Raw genomic sequence first — 19,902 nt, 5'->3', positions numbered from 1 at the left:
AGCGATGAGCCGGGGGGCCATGAGGGCCACCGGCCCTTCGATGGTATCGGCACCCGGGGGCGCGGGGCGCATCCGCCCGGCGCGCGTCTCGCGGAACGGACGCCCCCAACGGCGGCCCCGAACTGCGGTTTCACCGTATTCACACCGAGTGTCCGGCTCAGACCGACGCCGGCGCCAGCCCCGCCCCGACCGGCAGGTTGCGCACCACCGTGAAGACCAGCAGGAGCAGCGCCACCAGCACCCAGCGCCGCGCACCGAGCGCGAGCCGCGGCGTCGGCCCGCCGCGCACCGCCGCCCACACCCAGCGCAGCCAGAGCACCGCCAGCACCGCGAACAGCAGCACCGCGGGCGCGTTGTCGTGCAGCGCGCCGCTGAGGTCCCCATGGGTGAGCGCGTGGACGCAGCGCAGTCCGCCGCAGCCCGGGCACCACCAGCCGGTGAGCGTCAGGAACGGGCAGGTCGGGTAGTGGCCGGGGGCGTTCGGGTCCACCGCGGCGACGTACACGGTGGGGGCGGCCACCGCGGCCAGGGCGGTCAGCGGCGCGCCCAGCCGGCGCAGGACGGGCGGCCGGGCGGGGGCGGCGGAGGAGGCGGTCACGCCCCTGATTCTGCCCGTCCGGTGCGGCCGGCGGGCACCGTGACACAGCGGGGCGGCAGACCGCGCCCGGGCGGGAAACGAAAACGGCGGGCAGGCGCCCGCCGTTCACAGGGTTCCGGGGAGGTCAGGCGGCGGCCAGCGCGGCCTGCTCCTCCGGGGTGTACACCATGGTGCTGGGCTGCTTGCCCATGCCCGCCATCGACATGGCCTTGCCGACCACGCCACCGATCAGGACGACCGCCAGGCCGGCACAGACCAGCAGCACCGACGGCAGGATCATCGCGACACCCGCGATCGCAAAACCGACGAAGGCGATGGTCACGCCGGTCCAGGCGGCGGGGTTGTGGCCGTGTGCTGCTGCTGCCATCTGATGCTGCTCCTTGGTTCTCCGGGGCCCGGCCGGGCCTGCCGGCCCCTGGCGGGTTGACGTGTTCCATTGTGCCGGGCCACACACCGGCGCCCCAAGGCGGGTACTCGTCTATCGGGTCACACTGCGCCCGCACCGCGGCCACCGGGCGGCGGGCACCGTCGCGCCGCGGCGCGACGCCTCAGAGCGCGGTCGGGTCCTCGCCGCGGTCCAGCGCCTTCCAGAGGTCGGCCGGGGACTCCGCGGCCTTCGTCGGCGCCTTGCGGGTGGGGGCCTCGTAGCGGCTGCCCATGGCCGGCCAACCGCGCCCGTACCAGGTGGTGAGCAGCCCGGCCAGCGCCAGCAGCACCCCGCCGAGCAGGGCCACCCAGGGCCAGGCGGTGTGGGTGATCCCGGCCGCCGTGGTGCCGGAGAGGGCGAGCTTGCGGGCCGCCTCGCCGTCCAGCGCGGCGGTGTCGCCCGCCCCGGCCGCGGCGGCGGCCGCCGCCCCGAGACCGGCGAGGAGCGTCAGCGCCCCGACCGCGACCCGACCGGCGCCGCGCACCGCGAACACCGCGACGGCCGCCGCCAGCGCCACCAGCGCCAGCCCGCCGGGCAGCTCGGAGATCCTCCCGCCGGTGACGGACACCTTCAGGGTGCCGGCCACGCCCTCGGCCCAGACCCGGCCGACGGCGGTCAGCACCAGCACCGCGCCCAGCACGGTCAGCAGCAGCATCAGGCCGAGCGTGCGCCGCCCGGCCTTGGCGGGGGCGGCGGGATCGGCTTCGGCACGGGACTGGGTAGGAACGCTCACCCGTCCACTATCCCCCGCCCGGCCCCCGGGCCCGCACCCGGGGTCGGCGGCCCGGCGGGAAAGTCGTCGGTGCGCAGCACCAGCGTCCGCCCCGGCAGCGGCAGGAACAGGTCGTTGCCGAACGGCACCCGCTCCGCCTCCCGGTACGTCCCGCCCTGCAGCGGGTGGCTGTGCACCGTGCAGACCGCCGCGGCCGGGTCGACCACCACGTACAGCGGGATCCCGGAGGCGGCGAGGTACCGCTGTTTGCGGACGAAGTCGTCGTCCTGGCGCGAGCGCGGGACGACCTCCAGCACCGCCTCCAGGTCACGCGCCTCGAACCGCTGCCGGGCGTTGCGCCGCGCGCCGGGCGCGACCAGGGCGAGGTCCGGCGCGTAGCCGTACTGCGGGGACGGGAAGTCCACGACGACGCCGGAGAGCACGGTGCCGTGCCCGGCGAGCTGCTCGCGGACCTGCTGTTCGGCGCCCCGGACGACGCCCGGCTGCTCCGCCGTCCGCGGCGTCATGATGATCTTCCCGGCGGTGATCTCCACCTGGTACCCGCGCGGGATCCTCACACCCTCCAGGGCGTCCCAGGCCGATCCGGCGTCCTGCTCCTCCGACATCCCGCCTCCTTGCCGCGGCTCACAGCGTCGGCGTGCGCAGCGTATTCGCGGTGGCCACCGCCCGCAGGACGGCCGCGGCCTTGTTGCGGCACTCGGTGTCCTCGCCGTGCGGGTCCGAGTCGGCGACCACGCCCGCGCCCGCCTGCACGTACGCGGTGCCGTCGCGCAGGACGGCGGTGCGGATGGCGATCGCGGTGTCGGAGTCCCCGGCGAAGTCCAGGTAGCCGACGCAGCCGCCGTACAGGCCCCGGCGGGTGGGCTCCAGCTCCTCGATGATGCGCATGGCGCGCGGCTTCGGCGCGCCGGAGAGGGTGCCCGCGGGGAAGCAGGCGGTCAGCACGTCGAAGGCGGTCCGCCCCTCGGCGACCTTGCCGGTGACCGTGGAGACGATGTGCATGACGTGGCTGTACCGCTCGATCTGCATGAAGTCGACCACCTCGACGCTGCCCGGCTCGCAGACCCGCCCGAGGTCGTTGCGGCCGAGGTCGACCAGCATCAGGTGCTCGGCCCGCTCCTTGGGGTCGGCGAGCAGCTCGGCGGCCAGCCCGGCGTCCTCGTGCGGGGTGGCGCCGCGGTGCCGGGTGCCGGCGATCGGGTGCAGCATCGCCTCGCCCTCGGTGACCTTGACCAGGGCCTCCGGGCTGGAGCCGACCACGTCGAAGCCGCCCTCGGCCCCGCCGTCCGGGCCGGGGAACCGGAAGAGGTACATGTACGGGCTGGGGTTGGTGGTGCGCAGCACGCGGTAGACGTCCAGCGCGGAGGCGGGGCAGGGGGCTTCGAACCGCTGCGAGGGCACCACCTGGAACGCCTCGCCGGCCCTGATCCGCTCCTTGACCTCCTCGACGGCGGCCCGGTACGGCTCGCCGCCGAACGGCGAGCGGACCTCGCCGGGGCCGGACGGGGTGAAGGTGGCCAGGCCCGGGTCGACCGGCTGCAGCAGGTCGGCCTCCATCGCGTCGAGCCGGGCCACCGCGTCCGCGTAGGCCTCGTCGACGCCGCTGGCCAGGTCGTTGTGGTTGACCGCGTTGGCGATCAGCAGCACGGTGCCGTCGGCGTGGTCCAGGACCGCGAGGTCGGTGGCCAGCAGCATGGTCAGCTCGGGGAGCTTCAGGTCGTCCGGGTTGAGGTCGGGCAGCTTCTCCAGCCGGCGGACGACGTCGTAGCCGAGGTAGCCGACCAAGCCGCCGGTGAGCGGGGGCAGGCCGTCGTCGGTGTGGCGCGGGGTGTGCAGCGCCACCAGGGTGGCGCGCAGCACCTCCAGCGGGTCGCCGGTGGTGGGGATGCCGACCGGCGGGGCGCCGTGCCAGCGGGCCTCGCCGTCCTCGCCGGCGGTGAGCACGGCCGCGCTGCGGACGCCGACGAAGGAGTACCGGGACCAGCTGCGGCCCTGCTCGGCGGACTCCAGCAGGAAGGTGCCGGGGCGCTCGCCGCCGAGGCTGCGGTAGAGGCCGATCGGGGTGAGGCCGTCCGCGAGGAGCCTGCGGGTGACCGGGATGACCCGGGTGTCGACGGCGAGCTTGCGGAAGGCTTCGAGGTCCATGGCGGGCGGCACCTTAAAGGGTAGGAACGGGTCAGGAGAGCGGGAGCACGTCGGCGTCGAAGCAGGTGCGGTCGCCGGTGTGGCAGGCGGCGCCGGTCTGGTCCACCCGGACCAGCAGGGTGTCGCCGTCGCAGTCCAGCGCGACGGACTTGACCTCCTGGACGTGGCCGGAGGTGTCGCCCTTGACCCAGTACTCGCGGCGGCTGCGGCTCCAGTAGGTGCAGCGGCCGGTGGTGAGGGTGCGGTGCAGCGCCTCGTCGTCCATCCAGCCCAGCATCAGGACCTCACCGGTGTCGTACTGCTGCGCGACGGCCGGGAGCAGGCCGTCGTCGGTGCGCTTGAGCCGGGCGGCGATCGCGGGGTCCAGGGCGGTGGAGCCGGGGGCGGCGGGCGTGGTGGGGGTGGACATGGGGCCATTGTGTCAGCCCGGCCCGGCCCGCCGGTCCCCCGTCCGGATCGCGGCCGGGCCGGCGGGCGCGCGTGGACGGGGGACCGGCGGGCGGGCGGACCTCCCGTCGGGGCCCGGCCGTTCAGAGCGGCCGTTCGCAGCCGGCGGGCCAGATCCGGTGGACGAAGAGCCCGGCCCGCTGCGCCAGTGCGGCGACCCGGGCGGGCTCGCTGCCGGGCCCGCCGTCCCAGACCGCGATCAGTTCGTCGATCATGCCGACCATGGCCCGCCCGGTGTCGTCGCCGAGGCCGCCGTGCTCGGGCGCGGCCAGCCGGTGGACGGCGTTGGCCTCGTTCATCAGCCGCATCCGGGTGCCCCGGTGCGCGTCGTCGGCGCGGCCCACGACGGGCGCCCCCGCGGGGACGATGACCTCCAGCTTGCCGCCGTGCTCCAGTACCGACCTGGCGAACCAGGTCTCCGGGCCCTCGTCGGCGCAGGTGACGCCGACCAGTTCGTACGGGCCGAAGGTGGTGACCAGCTTCCAGAGGTCCCCGCGGACCAGCATCTCGGTGATGCCACCCGACAGGCCCCGGTGACCGGTGATTCCGACGCGCATCCGCATGCTCCTGGGATCGTGTCGTGCCGGGGCGAGCCTATCCGAACGCCGGCCGCCCGCCCCGGCGCGCCGGTCTGTTCGTACGAGTTGTGCCAACCGCCTGCCGGGCGGCCCCGGGTTGGGCCATCCTCGTGGCCATGACCTCCGAGCAGCCGTCCCCCGAGCCGCCGGTCCCCGCGCGGCCGGACGAAGCCGCCGCCCGCCCGTCGCGGGGCCTGGTCCTCGCCGTCTCGGCCGTGCTGGCCGTCCTGCTCGCGGTGGTGGCCACCGTGCTGCTCTGGCCGGAGAGGAAGCCGTCCGCGCTGCCTCCCCCGCCCGCCCCCGCCGCCACCACCCCGAGCCCGACCCCCACACCCACCCCGACGCCCACCCCGACGCCCACCAAGGCGGTGCCGTACACCTTCTTCACGGCCGGCTCCTGCTTCGACCACCCGCAGCTGAACAAGTCGGTCACCAAGCCGGAGGCGCGTCCCTGCGAGGGCGCGCACGACGGCGAGGCGATCGGCACCCTGCTGCTGCCGGACGGGCTGACCGGTGACAGCCAGATCAGCAAGGCGATGCGGGACGGGTGCAAGGAGCCGCAGGCCGCGGCGGAAACCCGCCAGGGCGGCGGCGGGCCGTACTACGGGTACCCGGTCGGCCCGTCGATGACCTTCTACCAGCAGGGCTGGCGGGACTACACCTGCACCCTGACGGCCAGCAACCACCCGGGCGGCACCAGGCTCACCGGGCACCTGAAGTAGCCCCCGTCCGCACACCCCCGGGGCACCCGGGCCCTACGCTTCTGACCATGTCGAACCACGCCCTCGCCGAGCGCCACCGGCTGGCCGAACTGCTGGCCGCCGCCGGGCCGGACGCCCCCACCCTCTGTGCCGGGTGGTCCACCCGCGACCTCGCCGCCCACCTGGTGATCCGGGAGGGCCGGCCGGACGCCGCGGCGGGCATCCGGCTCGGCCCGCTGGCCGGCTGGACCCACCGGGTGCAGGACGGGTACGCCGAGCGCCCCTACGAGGAGCTGGTGCGGCGGTTCCGCTCCGGCCCGCCGCTGCTCTCGCTGTTCGCGCTGCCCGGCGCCGACGAGGCCGGCAACACCGTCGAGTACTTCGTACACGCCGAGGACGTCCGCCGGGCGGGCCCGCAGTGGCGGCCGCAGCCGGTGCCGCCGGGGCGGGCCGAGGCGCTCTGGCGCCGGCTGCCGCTGCTCGCCCGGCTGGAGGCGGGCCGCCGCTCCCCCGCCCGGCTGGAGCTGCGCCACCCCGACGGACGGAGCCTGACGGTCGGCCCGGCGGGCGCGCCGACCGTCCGGATCACCGGCGAGCCGGGCGAGCTGCTGCTCTTCGTCTACGGCCGCGGCGAGCGGACGGAGCTGTCCGTCGACGGCCCGCCGGACGCCGTCACCGCCCTGCGGCACGTCCTCCCGCTGCCCCCGGCGACGTCGTAGGGCCGCCGGGCGACACGGGACCGGCGGCTCGGCTGCGTCCGGCTGCGGATGTGGGTGGCGGGGTGCAGACTCGCAGATGGCCGGGGTGGGGTGCGTGCGCGCCCCCGCGAAACCGCCCGGCCGCCCTTTCCCGTCGAAGGAGCACCACCCCCATGCTCACTACCGACTTCCCCACCGGCGCGCCCTGCTGGATCGACCTGGGCACCCCGGACCCGGCCGCGGCCGCCGCGTTCTACGGCGCGGTGTTCGGCTGGACGTACCAGGGCCTCGGCCCGGAGGCCGGCGGCTACGGATTCCTGCAGGCCGACGGCAAGACCGTGGCCGCGATCGGGCCGCTCACCGAGGAGGGCGCGCGGTCCAGCTGGACAACGTACTTCAGGACGCCCGACGCGGATGCCACCGCCAAGGCCGTCGAGCAGGCCGGCGGCACCGTCCGGGTCGCGCCGTTCGACGTCATGGACGCCGGGCGGATGGCCCAGATCACCGACCCGCAGGGGGCGCAGTTCGCGCTCTGGCAGGCCGGCACCACCCAGGGCCTGGACGCGGTGTCCACCGACAACGCGCTGGTCTGGGCCGAGCTGCACACCAGTGACCAGCAGGCCGGCTTCGGCTTCTACCGGACGCTGTTCGGGTGGCGCTCGGAGAAGTTCCCGGCCCCGGGGATGGAGTACCTGGTGGTCTCCACCGCCGACGGCGACCAGCGGGCGACGAGCTTCGGCGGCATCGCACCGATCATGGGCGAGGGCCAGCCGCCGTCCTGGACGCCGTACTTCGCCACCGAGCAGGTGGACGAGCTGGTCGGCCGGGGCCAGACGGCCGGGGGCACGGTGCTGATGGGCCCCGAGCAGGTCCCGGACGTCGGCCGGATCGCCTGGCTGGCGGACCCGTTCGGCGCGCCGTTCGCCCTGATCAAGGGCGAGCCGCCGAAGGAGTCCTGAGCGCGTGCGCCGGTGCCGTCCGCGTCCGGTGAGGACGTGGACGGCACCGGCCGGGGCTCAGCGGACGAGCTGCCCGGCCTCGCGCAGCGCGTTCTTGACCTCGCCGATCCGCAGGTCGCCGAAGTGGAAGACGCTGGCGGCGAGCACGGCGTCCGCGCCGGCCTCCACCGCCGGGGCGAAGTCGCCCAGCTTGCCGGCGCCCCCGGAGGCGATCACCGGGACGGAGACGGCCTTGCGGACCGCCCGGATCATGTCCAGGTCGTAGCCGTCCTTGGTGCCGTCCGCGTCCATCGAGTTGAGCAGGATCTCGCCCGCGCCCAGCTCGGCCGCCCGGCCGGCCCACTCGACGGCGTCCAGGCCGGTGCCCTGGCGCCCTCCGTGGGTGGTGACCTCGAAGCCGGACGGCGTCTCGGTGCCCTCCGGGCAGCGCCGGGCGTCCACCGAGAGCACCAGCACCTGGCGGCCGAAGCGCTGCGCGATCTCGCGGATCAGCTCCGGGCGGGCGATCGCCGCGGTGTTGACGCCGACCTTGTCGGCGCCGGCCCGCAGCAGCTTGTCGACGTCCTCGACGGCGCGGATGCCGCCGCCGACGGTGAGCGGGATGAAGACCTGCTCGGCGGTGCGGCGCACCACGTCGTAGGTGGTCTCGCGGTCCCCCGAGGAGGCGGTGATGTCGAGGAAGGTCAGCTCGTCGGCGCCCTCGGCGTCGTAGAGCTTGGCCATCTCGACCGGGTCGCCGGCGTCGCGCAGGTTCTGGAAGTTGACGCCCTTGACCACTCGGCCGGCGTCGACGTCCAGGCAGGGGATGACTCGTACTGCGAGGGTCACGGCTGTTTGCCTTCCAGAGCTTCCATGGTGCTTGCGAGCCCGGCGCGGTAGGCGTCGATCTCGACCTCGACCATCATCCGGGTGTCGATCAGCCCGGCGACCACCACCATGGTGGCGACCGGGCGGGCGGCCTCGAAGAGGGCGCGGTGGGCGCGGCCCACCTCGTCGGCGTCGCGGACGTGGGTGATGTACATCCGGGTGCGGACCACGTCGTCCGCGGTCAGTCCGTACGCGGCCAGGGCCTGGAGGCCGACGCCGAAGGCGGCGAGGGTCTGCCCGTACGGGTCGCCCTCGTGCTCGATCTTCCCGTCGACCCAGGCGGTGGAGCCGGCCACGTGCACGTGGTCCCCGGCCGCGACCGCCCGCGAGTAGCCGAACTCGCCCTCCCAGGGGGAGAATCCGGCGACCCGGCCGCGCACGACCTGACATTCCGTCATCCTGAAACCGCCTCCAGGGCCTCTTCGAGGGTGAACTTCTGCTCGTAGAGTGCCTTGCCGACGATGGCGCCCTCGACTCCCTCGCCGACCAGCGTGGCGATCGCCCGCAGGTCGTCCAGCGAGGAGACGCCGCCGGAGGCGACGACCGGCTTGTCGGTGGCGGCGCAGACGTCGCGCAGCAGCTGGAGGTTGGGGCCGGTCAGGGTGCCGTCGCGGTTGACGTCGGTGACGACGTAGCGGGCGCAGCCCTCGGCGTCCAGGCGGGCCAGCACGTCGAAGAGCTGGCCGCCGTCGCGGGTCCAGCCGCGGCCGCGCAGGGTGGTGCCGACCACGTCCAGGCCGACCGCGATCTTGTCGCCGTGCTCGGCGATGACCTTGGCGACCCACTCGGGGCTCTCCAGGGCGGCGGTGCCCAGGTTGACCCGGGTGCAGCCGGTGGCGAGGGCGGCGGCCAGCGACTCGTCGTCGCGGATGCCGCCGGACAGCTCGACCTTGATGTCCAGCGCGCCGGTGACCTCGCGGAGCAGGTCGCGGTTGGAGCCCGTCCCGAAGGCGGCGTCGAGGTCGACCAGGTGGAGCCACTCGGCGCCGGCGCTCTGCCAGGCGAGGGCTGCGGCGAGCGGCTCGCCGAAGGAGGTCTCGGTGCCGGAGGCGCCCTTGACCAGGCGGACGGCCTGGCCGTCGCGGACGTCGACGGCGGGGAGCAGTTCGAGGCGGCTCATCGTTGCAACTCTCAGATCGTCAGAGGGGGTCGGCCCGGTCAGAGGGTGTCGACCCAGTTGGTCAGCAGGGCGGCGCCGGCGTCGCCGGACTTCTCGGGGTGGAACTGGGTGGCCCACAGCGGGCCGTTCTCGACGGCCGCGACGAACGGCTCCCCGTGGGTGGACCAGGAGACGAGCGGGGGGTTGATCCGCGCGCTGTGCACCTCCAGCTCCCAGCTGCGCACCGCGTAGGAGTGCACGAAGTAGAAGCGGGTGTCGGCGTCCATGCCGGCGAACATCCGGCCGCCCTCGGGGGCGTCCACGGTGTTCCAGCCCATGTGCGGCACGACCGGCGCGTTCAGCGGCTCGACGGTGCCGGGCCACTCGTCGCAGCCGGCGGTCTCGACGCCGTGCTCGACCCCCTTCTCGAAGAGGATCTGCATGCCGACGCAGATGCCCATGACCGGACGGCCCCCGGCGAGGCGGCGGCCGATGATCCAGTCGCCGCGGACGGCCTTCAGCCCGCGCATGCAGGCCTCGAAGGCGCCGACGCCGGGGACGAGCAGGCCGTCCGCGTCCATGGCGGTCTGGAAGTCGGAGGTGACGGTGACGTTCGCGCCGGTGCGCTCCAGGGCGCGCTGGGCCGAGCGGAGGTTGCCCGACCCGTAGTCGAGTACGACGACGTTCTTGCCCATGTTCAGGTGTCCACTTTCTCGGTGGCTGCTCGGCGGTTTCCGGAGCGGCTCTGTACGGCGGCGTTGCGCCGCGGCGGCGGCCGGGGCACGGGCGTCAGAGGCGCGGCGGCGTCAGAGACGCATGACGCCGGAGGCCAGGCAGAGCACCGAGCCTATGGCGAGCACGGCGATGACGCCCTTCGGGATCTTCTGCTTCCAGAAGGAGATCACCCCGCCCGCCAGGAAGAGTCCGACGAAGATGAGGACGATCGCGGCCTTGCTCACAGCGCACCCTTGGTCGAGGGGAGGATGCCGGCCGCGCGCGGGTCGCGCTCGGCGGCGTAGCGCAGCGCCCGGGCCAGAGCCTTGAACTGGCACTCCACGATGTGGTGGGCGTTGCGTCCGTAGGGTACGTGGACGTGCAGCGCGATCTGCGCCTGGGCCACGAACGACTCCAGGATGTGCCGGGTCATGGTGGTGTCGTAGGCGCCGATCATCGGCGCCATGTTCTCCGGCTCGGTGTGCACCAGGTAGGGGCGGCCGGAGAGGTCGACGGTGACCTGGGCGAGCGACTCGTCCAGCGGCACGGTGCAGTTGCCGAAGCGGTAGATGCCGACCTTGTCGCCGAGGGCCTGCTTGAAGGCGGCGCCCAGCGCGAGGGCGGTGTCCTCGATGGTGTGGTGGGTGTCGATGTGCAGGTCGCCGTCGGTCTTCACGGTGAGGTCGAAGAGGCCGTGGCGGCCGAGCTGGTCGAGCATGTGGTCGTAGAACCCGACGCCCGTGGAGATGTCGGTCCTGCCGGTGCCGTCGAGGTCTATCTCGACCAGGACCGAGGTCTCCTTGGTGGTGCGCTCGATGCGTCCGATACGGGACATACGGGGTTACAGCTCCTTGATCACAGTGCTGACGGCGTCCAGGAAGGCGTCGTTCTCGGCGGGGGTGCCGGCGGTGACGCGCAGCCACCCGGGGACACCGTTGTCCCGGACGAGGACGCCGCGGTCGAGGATGGCCTGCCAGACGGCGTGGGTGTCGGCGAAGCGGCCGAACTGGACGAAGTTGGCGTCCGATTCGGTCACCTCCAGGCCCAGTGCGCGCAGCGCGGCGACCAGCCGGTCGCGCTCGTCCTTGAGCCGGCCGACGTAGCCGAGCAGGGTGTCGGTGTGCTCCAGGCAGGCCAGCGCGGTGGCCTGGGTGACGGCCGACAGGTGGTAGGGCAGCCGGACCAGCTGCACCGCGTCCACCACGGCGGCGTCGGCGGCCAGGTAGCCCAGGCGCAGGCCCGCCGCGCCGAAGGCCTTGGACATGGTGCGGGTGACCACCAGGTTGGGGCGGCCCTCCAGCAGCGGCAGCAGCGAGGCGCGGTGCGAGAACTCGACGTACGCCTCGTCGACGACGACCAGGCTGGGCCGGGCCGCCTGCGCGGCCTCGTACAGCCGCAGCACGGTGTCGGCGGCGACGGCGGTGCCGGTCGGGTTGTTCGGCGAGCAGACGAAGACGACGTTCGGCCGGTGCTCGGCGATGGCCTCGACGGCGGCCTCCACGTCGATGGTGAAGTCCTCGTTGCGCGGACCGGAGATCCAGTCGGTGCCGGTGCCCCGGGAGATCAGGGCGTGCATCGAGTACGAGGGCTCGAAGCCGATCGCGGTGCGGCCGGGGCCGCCGAAGGTCTGGAGCAGTTGCTGGAGGATCTCGTTGGAGCCGTTGGCGGCCCAGACCTGCTCGCGGGTGCGGGCGAAGCCGGTGGTGGCGGTCAGGTAGGCGGCCAGGCCGGTGCGCAGCTCGACCGCGTCCCGGTCGGGGTAGCGGTTGAGGGTGCGGGCGGCCTCGGCGACGCGCTCGGCGATCCGGGCCACCAGCTCCTCGGGGAGCCGGTACGGGTTCTCGTTGGTGTTCAGCTGGACGGGGACGTCCAGCTGCGGGGCACCGTACGGGGACTGCCCGCGCAGCTCGTCGCGGATGGGGAGGTCGTCGATCTTCGTCACGTGCCGGGTACCGTCCAGTCGAAGCGGGCCTTGATCGCGTCGCCGTGACCGGGCAGGTCCTCGGCGTCGGCGAGGTTGACGACGTGCGCGGCGATGCCGGCCAGTGCCTCGCGGTCGTACTCGACAACCTGGACGCCGCGCAGGAAGGTCTGCACGGAGAGCCCCGAGGAGTGGCAGGCGCAGCCGCCGGTCGGCAGCACGTGGTTGGAGCCGGCCGCGTAGTCGCCCAGCGAGACCGGGGTCCACCGGCCGATGAAGATCGCGCCCGCGTTGCGGACCCTGGCGGCGACGGCGTGCGCGTCCCGGGTCTGGATCTCCAGGTGCTCGGCGGCGTACGCGTTGACGACGACCAGGCCCTGGTCGAGGTCGTCGACCAGGATGATGCCGGACTGGCGGCCGCCCAGCGCCTCGGCCACCCGCTCGGCGTGCTTCGTCCGGGCGACCTGCGTCTTCAGCTCGGCCTCCACCGCGTCGGCCAGCGCGGCCGAGTCGGTGACCAGCACCGAGCCGGAGGTCGGGCCGTGCTCGGCCTGGCTGATGAGGTCGGCGGCGACGTCCACCGGGTTCGCGCTGTCGTCGGCGAGGACGGCGATCTCGGTCGGGCCGGCCTCGGAGTCGATGCCGATCCGGCCGGCGAAGTAGCGCTTGGCCGCGGCGACGTAGATGTTGCCCGGGCCGGTGACCATGGTGACCGGCTCGCACTCCTCGGTGCCGAGCGCGAACATGGCGACCGCCTGGGCGCCGCCGACCGCGTACACCTCGGTGACGCCGAGCAGCGCGCAGGCCGCCAGGATGGTCGGGTGCACCCGGCCGCCGAAGGCCTTCTGCGGGGGCGAGGTCACGGCGATGCCCCGGACGCCCGCCTCCTGGGCCGGCACCACGTTCATCACGACGGAGGACGGGTAGACGGCCAGGCCGCCCGGCACGTACAGGCCGACCCGGTCCACCGGCACCCAGCGCTGGGTGACCGTGCCGCCCGGCACCACCTGGGTGGTGTGGCCGGTGCGGCGCTGGTCGGCGTGGACGATGCGGGCGCGACGGATCGACTCCTCCAGCGCGGCGCGGACCTTCGGGTCCAGCGTCTCCAGGGCCTCGGCGAGCTGCTCGGCGGGCACCCGGGTGGACTCCAGCCGCACGCCGTCGAACCGCTCGGTGATCTCGATCAGCGCCGCGACCCCGCGATGGCGCACGTCCTCGGCGATCGGCCGCACCTTCTCCAGGGCGGCCGCGACGTCGAAGTCGGCACGGGGCAGCAGGTCGCGCGGGTCGTCGAGGGATCCGCGCAGGTCGATTCGTGAGATCACGCAGCCCAGTGTAAGGAGTGGCCGGATCTGGCCGCCCCGGCATTTCAGTCCGTGATACGAAAGGCGAGACGACCGGGGGAGACGGGGGAACGATGGCGGAACGGGCACCGGACGGCTGGACCGCGGTGGAGCAGGGCCTGTGGGAGGCGTTCCGGCAGGGCGGGGTGCACGACCTGCGGACGGGCGACGCCGAGCAGGACGACCCGTTCGGCGGTGTCGCCTGGGGCCCGGAGCGCACCGTCCGCGCCGAGGTGCTCTCCCGGCTGCTGCTGGCCGGGCCGGCCGCCGCCCCCGGCCGGGTCGCCTCGCTCAAGCTGAGCGGCGTCCGGGTCACCGGCCCGCTGCGGCTGGCCGGCGGCACCATCGACCACTACGTCGAGATGCACGACTGCCGCTTCGAACAGAAGATCCTGATGTCCGAGGCCGAGGCGGGCACGCTGCGCTTCGTCGGCTGCCTGATCCCGCGCCTGGAGGCCTCCCGCCTCGCCACCTCGGGCGACCTGCACCTGGCCCGCTGCCGGATACCCGAGGGCGTCCGGCTCACCGACGCCCGGATCGGCACCGACCTGCTGCTCAACCAGACCGTGCTGGGCGGCGACCGGTTCGGCCGGGCGCTGTCCGCCGACGGCATGGCCGTCAACCAGGACTGCGAGGCCGACCGGCTGGAGTCCCGCGGCGAGGTCAGCCTGCGCACCGCCCGGATAGGCGGCCGGCTCTCGCTGCGCGGCGCCCAGCTGCACGCCGTCCCCGCCAACCGCTGCGCCCTCAACCTGGTCCGGATCACCGTCGGCCACACCCTCTACCTGAGCGGCTCGGTGGACGGCGGCTGGTACGGCTCGCAGACGTACTACGGCTCCGGCTACGGCGAGATCCCGCCGGCCGGCGCTCCGAGCACGCCGTTCCGGTCCCACGGCGAGGTCCGGCTCTCCGACGCCCGGTTCGAGGCCGCCTGCCTGCTCTCCGACGCCGAGTTCCACCTCGGCCCGGAGCAGGAGCTCTCGCTGCGCCGCGTCCACACCCCGGAGCTGCGGTTCACCTGCCGCTTCCCGGCGGGCGGCACCGTCTCGCTCTCCCGCGCCAAGGTCGGCAACCTCGTCGACGCCCCCGGCTCCTGGCCGCAGGGCAAGCACCTGGGCCTCACCGGCTTCACCTACGAGTGCCTGCGCCCGGCCGCCCCGTTCACCGTCCAGCAGCGGATCGCGTGGCTGGAGGGCTCGTCGGTGGAGTTCCAGCCCGAGTCCTACGAGCAGCTGGCCGCCGCCCTGCGCCGCGACGGCGCCGACGACGACGCCCGCGAGGTGCTCTACGCCAAGCAGCGCCGCCGCCGGCAGACCCTGCCGCTGCCCGCCCGGGTCTGGGGCCGGATCCAGGACGTCACCGTCGGCTACGGCTTCCGCCCCGGCCGGGCGGCGCTCTGGCTGCTGCTCGCCTGGGCGCTCGGCAGCGTCTACTTCGCCACGCACGAGCTCCAGCCGCTCAAGGCCGACGAGCGGCCGCACTGGAACCCGGTGCTGTACGCGCTCGGCCAGCTGCTGCCCGTCATCGACCTCGGCCAGCAGGGCTGGAACCCCGGCGGGGCCGACCAGTGGGTCACCTCCGGCCTGGTCGTCGTCGGCTGGATCCTCGCCACCACCGTCGCCGCCGGGGCCAGCCGGATGCTCCAGCGCGGATAGCCGCGGGCTGCGGCCCGGGCCGCCCGGACTCCCCGTGCGCAAACCCGGGCGCACGGCGGGCACCCGGGGAACTACGCTGTCGGCCGTGACAGAACGGCTGCCGCTCTTCCCGCTGAACACCGTGCTCTACCCGGGCCTGGTGCTGCCCCTGAACGTCTTCGAGGAGCGCTACCGCCGTCTGCTGGCCGACCTGCTCGCCCTCCCCGAGGACGAGCCGCGCCGGTTCGGCGTGCTCGCCATCAAGGACGGCCGCGAGGTCGCGCCGGTCCGCGCCGACGACGGCCCGGCCGGCCCGCTCGACGGTCTCGGCACCGCCACCGGCGACCCGCTGGAGGCCCTGCACCACGTCGGCTGCGTGGCCGACGTCGCCTCCGCCCAGGAGCAGCCCGACGGCCGGTACGAGCTGCTGGTCACCGGTACCACCCGGTTCCGGCTCCGCTCGGTGGACACCGCGGGCCCGTACCTGACCGGTGAGATCGAGCCGATCGACGAGGAGCCCGGCGAGGGCGCGGGCGCGCTCGCCTCCGGCGTCGAACGGGCCTTCCGCGCCTACCAGAAGCGGTTGGCCGGCGCCCGGGAGGCCAGCACGGTCGGCCGCCAGGAGCTGCCGGACGACCCGCAGGTGCTCTCCTACCTGGTGGCCGCGGCCTCGGTGTTCGAGACCCCGGTGAAGCAGCAGCTGCTCGCCTGCCCCGACACCGCGCAGCGGCTGCGCACCGAGCTGGAGCTGCTGCGCCGCGAGACGGCCGTGCTCAGCTGGCTGCCCTCGCTCCCGGCGGTCGACCTCACCCGCCAGTCCTTCAGCCCGAACTGACCCGGCCGCACGCCGAAGCCCCGTCCCGGAGACCTCCACCATGGCCAGGAAAGCGAAGAAGGGCGGCCAGGGCACGCCCGCCACGGTCGCCCTGGAGAGCGCCGCCGTCGCGTTCACCGTGCACGCCTACGAGCACGACCCGGCCGCCGCGTCCTACGGTGGCGAGGCCGCCGAAGCGCTCGGCGTCCCGGCCGACCGGGTGTTCAAGACCCTGGTCGCCGACGTCGACGGCGTCCTCACCGTGGGCGTCGTCCCGGTGGCCGGCCAGCTCGACCTCAAGGCGCTCGCCGCGGCGGTCGGCGGCAAGCGGGCCGCGATGGCCGACCCCGCCGCGGCCGAGCGCAGCAGCGGCTACGTCCTCGGGGGCATCTCCCCGCTCGGCCAGCGGCGCCCGCTGCGCACCGTGGTGGACGACAGCGCCCTCGCCCACGCCACGGTGTACGTCTCGGCCGGCCGCCGCGGCCTGGAGGTCGAACTCGCCCCCGCCGACCTGGTCGCGCTGACCGGCGCCCGCACCGCCCCCATCGGCCGCTGAGCCGCGCGGACCCGCCCACGGCCTTCCGCGCCCATTTCCGGCGCGGCCGCCCCCCACCGGCCCGGCCGGGCCCGCGGTGCGGCCGCGAGACGCTTTTCCGGGTGGTTCCGAACCCTTTGTCGAATTCACCATCGATCACGCTTTTCCTGTTCGACACAGGCGCCACACCCATCCCTTGTCGAAATACTCCCGTAATAGCCCAACGATGCGGCCGACGGGATTCCCCGGGCCCGCCGGGGCCGGATTCCACCATCGCGCCGGCGACGCGACGGTGTCGAGCAGGGAAACGTTTCCCCTCCGTACGCCGGGCGCCCGCGGAGCGCACTTCCCCCGCGCCCTCACCGACCCCTCGGGGCGTCCACCCCCCGGACACGGCCCCCGGCCAGTGGAGATCCGGCCGCCGTCCGACACGCCGACCGGCGGCGCCCGGCGCACCGCACCGCCGGAGAACCCGGGGACGACCGGGCACGGAGCCGTACGGATCGCGTTCTCGCGCCGGCTCGAATATCCGCGACGCCGTGCGCACCGGCGCGCTGGAGCGACAGGTACATTGAAATTCGCGCCATTGCCGGGGTACTTGTCGCACCTCAATACTTCGGATCGTCACATCGACCGCCGGTTTTCCAGCCGGCTGCCGAGGACCTCGCCCGTTACCAGCCGCCCCCTGATCCCGCCCCCGCGACCGCGGTGGCACCCGGCCGGCCCGATACCGAGGAGGACTCCGTTGGACAACCGGTACGAGGCCTACGCCTACGCCGACCCGCTGTTCTACGACTCGCCCCGCCGCTGGGGCGCACACGAGGAGTTCGAGGCCGTCACCCGGCCGCTGCCCGACGGCTGGGAGCGCGGCGACCTGGAGATGTGGTCCGTCGTCCGCCCGACCGGGGTCCAGCTGCCGGAGCAGGGCTGGAAGATCCACGTGTCGGCCCGCGTCGAGGACGCCGAGGAGGTGCTGGAACTGGTCCACGGCTACTGCCTGGACACCCGCGTCACCTTCAAGTTCCTGCGCGGCCTGCCCATCCTCCAGGTGCAGAACTCCAAGTACGCACCGCGCGGATCCAGCGGGAAGTTCTGCACCCTCTACCCGGTGGGCGACGACGAGCTGGAGCGATGTCTCGACGGCCTGGGCCGCCTGCTGGCCGGGCGCCGGGCGCCGTACATCCTCAGCGACCTGCGGTGGGGCGACGGACCACTGTTCCTGCGCTACGGCGGGTTCTCGGAGCGGTACTGCCGCAACGAGGCCGGCGAGCGGGTCCTCGCCCTCGCCGGACCGGACGGGCGGCTCGTCCCCGACGTCCGGGGGGCCGGGTTCGCCGTCCCGCCCTGGGCGCCCGTCCCGGACTGCCTGGCCCCGGCCCTCGCCGCCCGCTCCGCCCAGCAGGACTCCGGGCTGCCCTACACCGTGGAACGCGTCCTGCACTTCTCCAACGCCGGCGGCGTCTACCTGGCGGGCGGAGGCCCCGACGGCACGCAGGTCGTCCTGAAGGAGGCGCGGCCGTTCGCCGGCCTGGACCAGCGCGGCGTCGACGCGGTCACCCGGCTGCACCACGAGCACGACGTGCTGGCCCGCCTGGCCGGCGTCCCCGGGGTGCCCGCCCTGCACGGGCTGCTGACCGCCTGGGAACACCACTTCCTGGCCGAGGAGTTCGTGACCGGCCGGTCGCTCACCGAGTGGCTCACCGCCCGCTACCCGCTCATCCACCCGGACAGCGACGAGGCCGCGGTCGCGACGTACACCTCGGAGGCGCTGGACGTCGTCGGGCGGATCGAGGAGTCGCTGGCCGCGATCCACGCCCGCGGGATCGTCTTCGGCGACCTCCACCCGCGCAACCTGATCGTCCGGCCGACCGGCGAGGTCTGCTTCATCGACTTCGAACTCGCCAGCCCCGCCGACGCGTTCGTCCGCCCCGCGCTCGGCGCGGCCGGCTTCACGGCACCGGCCGGCTACACCGGGCCCGACATCGACCGGTACGCGCTGGCCGCCATCAGGCTCTGGCTCTTCCTCCCGCTGGCCCAGCTGCCGGCCCTCGACCCCGGCAAGGCCGACGAACTGGCCGACGCCATCGAACGGCGCTTCCCCGTACCGCCCGGCTACACCGACGACATCCGGCGGTTCCTCGGCCCCTCGGCCGAGGCCGGCCGCACCCCCCGGCCCGACGTCGGCCGGCGCCGCGCCGAGGCCTGCGCCCTCCTCACCGCGCCCGTCCCCGACTGGCCGCGGATCCGGGACTCGCTGGCCCGGGGCATCGCCGGGACGGCCACCCCGGACCGCCCCGACCGGCTCTTCCCCGGCGACGTCGCACAGTTCACCCACGGCGGACTCGGCCTCGCGCACGGCGCGGCGGGCGTCCTGTACGCCCTGCGCGCCACCGGCTCCAAGATCGACCCCGGGCACGTCCGGTGGCTCGTCCGGGCCGCCCGCACCCGTCCCCTCACGGCCGGGCTGTACCACGGCGGACACGGCGTGGCCTACGCGCTCGACCTGCTCGGGGAGCGGGAGGCCGCGCTCGGCCTGCTGCGACGCCTACCCGACCCGGCGGCCGAGAGCCCCGGCCCGGGACTGGCCTCCGGCGGCCCCGGCATCGCGCTGGCCCTGCTGCACTTCGCCACCACCGGTGAACCCGGCCTGCTGGACCAGGCCGTCGGGCTGGCGCGCGCCTCGGCCGACGCCCTGGAGAAGGCCGGCCGCGGCGACTCCCGGCGGCGGGCCGGCCTGCTGGCCGGGGCCTCCGGCGCCGCCCTCGCGCTGATCAGGCTCCACGAGCACACGGGAGAGTGGAGTCTGCTCGACCAGGCCGAGTCCCTGCTGGAGCTCGACCTCGACCGGTGCACGGACGTCGCGGACGGCACGCTGCAGGTGGTCGACGGGCGACGCGTGCTCCCGTACGTCGAGACCGGCAGCACCGGGATCGGCCTGGTCCTGGACGCCCTGCTGGCCCACCGGCCCGACAGCCCCGTGGCCTCCGCCGTGCCCCGCATCCGGCGGGCCGCCGAGCCGGAGTTCGTGATCCAGCCGGGCCTGTTCAACGGCCGGGCCGGCCTGCTCGGCTACCTCGCGCTCACCGGGCGGGGCCCCGGCACGGCCGAACTCGACCGGCAGCGCCGCCTGCTCGCCCTGCACCAGGTCACCTACCGCGGCGAACTCGCCTTCCCCGGAGACCAGTTGCTCCGGCTTTCGACCGACCTCGCCACCGGCTCCGCCGGCGTGCTGCTCGCGCTCGGCACCGCGCTGGCCGGCACCCCGTTCCTGCCCTGGACCGGCCATCCGCGCACCGCGGCCGCCTCCGCCGGCCGCTGACGGCCCGCCAGGTCCGCCCCCGGCGCCCAGGCGCCCCACCTGCTCCCGGCCTCCCGGCCGGGTGGTTCCACCCCTCACCACCGTTAGGAGAACAGTCATGGCGATCCTCGACCTCCAGACCATGGAGCTGCCCGAGACCGAGGCGGCCCCGATCGACGACACCCTCGCCAGCACCAGCTCGCTGAGCGTCCTCAACTGCGGCACCAGCACGGTCAGCACCCTGCTGTGCCTCTGATCCGCGGCACGGCCCGCTGAGGGCCGGGCGCGGGCGGCCGGGGGGGCGGGGCCGCCCCCCCCCCCGACCCCGGGCGGGCGCGCCCGGGGGGCCCCCCCCGCGCGTAATAAAAAAAAACAGCCCCCCACAAAGTGT

23 protein-coding genes are annotated in these 19,902 nt (G+C 74.5%); 8 read left to right on the top strand and 15 right to left on the bottom strand.

All coding sequences use genetic code 11. From position 1 onward, the window contains the following. Window positions 1-157: 157 nt before the first annotated feature. The 7 genes from ACFC1F_RS15545 to ACFC1F_RS15515 form a co-directional block, all read right to left on the bottom strand. Window positions 158-598: a DUF2752 domain-containing protein gene (locus tag ACFC1F_RS15545; RefSeq protein WP_376158632.1), complete on the bottom strand. Its 441-nt coding sequence runs from the start codon at window positions 596-598 to the stop codon at window positions 158-160. Between the two features lie 124 nt (window positions 599-722). After that, window positions 723-965 carry an HGxxPAAW family protein gene (locus ACFC1F_RS15540; protein ID WP_209411996.1) on the bottom strand — a complete coding sequence of 81 codons (243 nt, stop codon included), beginning with the start codon at window positions 963-965 and terminating at the stop codon, window positions 723-725. Between the two features lie 181 nt (window positions 966-1,146). Next, window positions 1,147-1,758 carry a TIGR02234 family membrane protein gene (locus ACFC1F_RS15535; protein WP_376158630.1) on the bottom strand — a complete coding sequence of 204 codons (612 nt, stop codon included), beginning with the start codon at window positions 1,756-1,758 and terminating at the stop codon, window positions 1,147-1,149. After that, window positions 1,755-2,363, bottom strand: coding sequence for a Uma2 family endonuclease (locus ACFC1F_RS15530; RefSeq protein WP_376158628.1), 609 nt, complete (start codon window positions 2,361-2,363; stop codon window positions 1,755-1,757). The genes ACFC1F_RS15535 and ACFC1F_RS15530 overlap by 4 nt, the downstream gene beginning before the upstream one ends. Window positions 2,364-2,382: 19 nt before the next feature. Next, window positions 2,383-3,903 (bottom strand): anthranilate synthase component I, encoded by a 1,521-nt coding sequence (locus ACFC1F_RS15525; RefSeq protein WP_376158626.1) that lies wholly within the window; start codon window positions 3,901-3,903, stop codon window positions 2,383-2,385. Between the two features lie 31 nt (window positions 3,904-3,934). Further along, window positions 3,935-4,312: a phosphoribosyl-AMP cyclohydrolase gene (gene hisI / locus ACFC1F_RS15520; RefSeq protein ID WP_376158624.1), complete on the bottom strand. Its 378-nt coding sequence runs from the start codon at window positions 4,310-4,312 to the stop codon at window positions 3,935-3,937. Window positions 4,313-4,433: 121 nt separating this feature from the next. Beyond that, window positions 4,434-4,907, bottom strand: a complete 474-nt coding sequence (locus ACFC1F_RS15515) for a hypothetical protein (protein ID WP_209411991.1) — start codon at window positions 4,905-4,907, stop codon at window positions 4,434-4,436. A 137-nt stretch (window positions 4,908-5,044) separates the two neighbouring features. Between ACFC1F_RS15515 and ACFC1F_RS15510 the strand changes: the two genes are divergently transcribed. The 3 genes from ACFC1F_RS15510 (at window position 5,045) to ACFC1F_RS15500 (ending at window position 7,286) form a co-directional block, all read left to right on the top strand. Further along, window positions 5,045-5,650 (top strand): hypothetical protein, encoded by a 606-nt coding sequence (locus ACFC1F_RS15510; RefSeq protein ID WP_376158622.1) that lies wholly within the window; start codon window positions 5,045-5,047, stop codon window positions 5,648-5,650. A gap of 47 nt (window positions 5,651-5,697) precedes the next feature. Then, entirely contained in the window at window positions 5,698-6,348 is a 651-nt protein-coding gene (locus ACFC1F_RS15505; protein WP_376158620.1) for a TIGR03085 family metal-binding protein, read from the top strand. A gap of 152 nt (window positions 6,349-6,500) precedes the next feature. Next, window positions 6,501-7,286 carry a VOC family protein gene (locus ACFC1F_RS15500; RefSeq protein ID WP_376158618.1) on the top strand — a complete coding sequence of 262 codons (786 nt, stop codon included), beginning with the start codon at window positions 6,501-6,503 and terminating at the stop codon, window positions 7,284-7,286. 57 nt (window positions 7,287-7,343) lie between these two features. Here the strand turns inward: ACFC1F_RS15500 and hisF are convergent, their stop codons facing one another. The 8 genes from hisF to hisD form a co-directional block, all read right to left on the bottom strand. Beyond that, complete coding sequence (hisF, locus tag ACFC1F_RS15495; RefSeq protein ID WP_376158616.1) at window positions 7,344-8,114, bottom strand: imidazole glycerol phosphate synthase subunit HisF; 771 nt, start codon at window positions 8,112-8,114, stop codon at window positions 7,344-7,346. Continuing rightward, window positions 8,111-8,551 (bottom strand): Rid family hydrolase, encoded by a 441-nt coding sequence (locus tag ACFC1F_RS15490; RefSeq protein ID WP_209411987.1) that lies wholly within the window; start codon window positions 8,549-8,551, stop codon window positions 8,111-8,113. Before ACFC1F_RS15490 ends, hisF begins: the two co-directional genes overlap by 4 nt. Continuing rightward, window positions 8,548-9,273 carry a bifunctional 1-(5-phosphoribosyl)-5-((5-phosphoribosylamino)methylideneamino)imidazole-4-carboxamide isomerase/phosphoribosylanthranilate isomerase PriA gene (priA, locus tag ACFC1F_RS15485; RefSeq protein WP_376158614.1) on the bottom strand — a complete coding sequence of 242 codons (726 nt, stop codon included), beginning with the start codon at window positions 9,271-9,273 and terminating at the stop codon, window positions 8,548-8,550. The genes ACFC1F_RS15490 and priA overlap by 4 nt, the downstream gene beginning before the upstream one ends. A 38-nt stretch (window positions 9,274-9,311) precedes the next feature. After that, window positions 9,312-9,947 carry an imidazole glycerol phosphate synthase subunit HisH gene (gene hisH, locus ACFC1F_RS15480; RefSeq protein WP_376158612.1) on the bottom strand — a complete coding sequence of 212 codons (636 nt, stop codon included), beginning with the start codon at window positions 9,945-9,947 and terminating at the stop codon, window positions 9,312-9,314. Between the two features lie 111 nt (window positions 9,948-10,058). After that, window positions 10,059-10,211 carry a hypothetical protein gene (locus ACFC1F_RS15475; protein ID WP_174315760.1) on the bottom strand — a complete coding sequence of 51 codons (153 nt, stop codon included), beginning with the start codon at window positions 10,209-10,211 and terminating at the stop codon, window positions 10,059-10,061. Continuing rightward, window positions 10,208-10,801 (bottom strand): imidazoleglycerol-phosphate dehydratase HisB, encoded by a 594-nt coding sequence (hisB, locus tag ACFC1F_RS15470; protein ID WP_209411986.1) that lies wholly within the window; start codon window positions 10,799-10,801, stop codon window positions 10,208-10,210. Before hisB ends, ACFC1F_RS15475 begins: the two co-directional genes overlap by 4 nt. Before the next feature lie 6 nt (window positions 10,802-10,807). Beyond that, complete coding sequence (locus ACFC1F_RS15465; RefSeq protein WP_376158609.1) at window positions 10,808-11,908, bottom strand: histidinol-phosphate transaminase; 1,101 nt, start codon at window positions 11,906-11,908, stop codon at window positions 10,808-10,810. Next, complete coding sequence (hisD, locus tag ACFC1F_RS15460; RefSeq protein ID WP_376158607.1) at window positions 11,905-13,212, bottom strand: histidinol dehydrogenase; 1,308 nt, start codon at window positions 13,210-13,212, stop codon at window positions 11,905-11,907. Before hisD ends, ACFC1F_RS15465 begins: the two co-directional genes overlap by 4 nt. Before the next feature lie 92 nt (window positions 13,213-13,304). On the opposite strand from hisD, the gene ACFC1F_RS15455 reads away from it, so the two are divergent. The 5 genes from ACFC1F_RS15455 to ACFC1F_RS15435 all read left to right on the top strand — a co-directional run bounded on the left by ACFC1F_RS15455 (window position 13,305) and on the right by ACFC1F_RS15435 (window position 19,767). Next, complete coding sequence (locus tag ACFC1F_RS15455; RefSeq protein ID WP_376158605.1) at window positions 13,305-14,885, top strand: oxidoreductase; 1,581 nt, start codon at window positions 13,305-13,307, stop codon at window positions 14,883-14,885. A gap of 85 nt (window positions 14,886-14,970) precedes the next feature. Then, window positions 14,971-15,699, top strand: a complete 729-nt coding sequence (locus tag ACFC1F_RS15450) for an LON peptidase substrate-binding domain-containing protein (RefSeq protein ID WP_209411982.1) — start codon at window positions 14,971-14,973, stop codon at window positions 15,697-15,699. A 40-nt stretch (window positions 15,700-15,739) separates the two neighbouring features. Next, window positions 15,740-16,234 carry a Cys-tRNA(Pro) deacylase gene (gene ybaK / locus ACFC1F_RS15445; RefSeq protein WP_148645540.1) on the top strand — a complete coding sequence of 165 codons (495 nt, stop codon included), beginning with the start codon at window positions 15,740-15,742 and terminating at the stop codon, window positions 16,232-16,234. 724 nt (window positions 16,235-16,958) lie between these two features. Continuing rightward, window positions 16,959-19,532: a class III lanthionine synthetase LanKC gene (lanKC, locus tag ACFC1F_RS15440; protein ID WP_376158603.1), complete on the top strand. Its 2,574-nt coding sequence runs from the start codon at window positions 16,959-16,961 to the stop codon at window positions 19,530-19,532. A gap of 97 nt (window positions 19,533-19,629) precedes the next feature. Beyond that, window positions 19,630-19,767, top strand: a complete 138-nt coding sequence (locus ACFC1F_RS15435; RefSeq protein WP_176189324.1) for a SapB/AmfS family lanthipeptide — start codon at window positions 19,630-19,632, stop codon at window positions 19,765-19,767. The last annotated feature ends 135 nt before the right edge of the window (window positions 19,768-19,902 follow it).

This window comes from Kitasatospora sp. NPDC056181 (assembly GCF_042266225.1).
GTDB lineage: Bacteria > Actinomycetota > Actinomycetes > Streptomycetales > Streptomycetaceae > Kitasatospora.
This window is presented reverse-complemented; position numbering and strand designations above follow the sequence as displayed.

Excerpts from the sequence above, each read along its gene's own strand:
- ACFC1F_RS15540 (WP_209411996.1), bottom strand. The coding sequence starts at position 965 with ATGGCAGCAGCAGCACACGGCCACAACCCCGCCGCCTGGACCGGCGTG.
- ACFC1F_RS15530 (WP_376158628.1), bottom strand. The coding sequence starts at position 2,363 with ATGTCGGAGGAGCAGGACGCCGGATCGGCCTGGGACGCCCTGGAGGGT.
- ACFC1F_RS15525 (WP_376158626.1), bottom strand. The coding sequence starts at position 3,903 with ATGGACCTCGAAGCCTTCCGCAAGCTCGCCGTCGACACCCGGGTCATC.
- hisI (WP_376158624.1), bottom strand. The coding sequence starts at position 4,312 with ATGTCCACCCCCACCACGCCCGCCGCCCCCGGCTCCACCGCCCTGGAC.
- ACFC1F_RS15515 (WP_209411991.1), bottom strand. The coding sequence starts at position 4,907 with ATGCGCGTCGGAATCACCGGTCACCGGGGCCTGTCGGGTGGCATCACC.
- ACFC1F_RS15510 (WP_376158622.1), top strand. The coding sequence starts at position 5,045 with ATGACCTCCGAGCAGCCGTCCCCCGAGCCGCCGGTCCCCGCGCGGCCG.
- ACFC1F_RS15505 (WP_376158620.1), top strand. The coding sequence starts at position 5,698 with ATGTCGAACCACGCCCTCGCCGAGCGCCACCGGCTGGCCGAACTGCTG.
- ACFC1F_RS15500 (WP_376158618.1), top strand. The coding sequence starts at position 6,501 with ATGCTCACTACCGACTTCCCCACCGGCGCGCCCTGCTGGATCGACCTG.
- ACFC1F_RS15490 (WP_209411987.1), bottom strand. The coding sequence starts at position 8,551 with ATGACGGAATGTCAGGTCGTGCGCGGCCGGGTCGCCGGATTCTCCCCC.
- priA (WP_376158614.1), bottom strand. The coding sequence starts at position 9,273 with ATGAGCCGCCTCGAACTGCTCCCCGCCGTCGACGTCCGCGACGGCCAG.
- hisH (WP_376158612.1), bottom strand. The coding sequence starts at position 9,947 with ATGGGCAAGAACGTCGTCGTACTCGACTACGGGTCGGGCAACCTCCGC.
- hisB (WP_209411986.1), bottom strand. The coding sequence starts at position 10,801 with ATGTCCCGTATCGGACGCATCGAGCGCACCACCAAGGAGACCTCGGTC.
- ACFC1F_RS15455 (WP_376158605.1), top strand. The coding sequence starts at position 13,305 with ATGGCGGAACGGGCACCGGACGGCTGGACCGCGGTGGAGCAGGGCCTG.
- ybaK (WP_148645540.1), top strand. The coding sequence starts at position 15,740 with ATGGCCAGGAAAGCGAAGAAGGGCGGCCAGGGCACGCCCGCCACGGTC.
- ACFC1F_RS15435 (WP_176189324.1), top strand. The coding sequence starts at position 19,630 with ATGGCGATCCTCGACCTCCAGACCATGGAGCTGCCCGAGACCGAGGCG.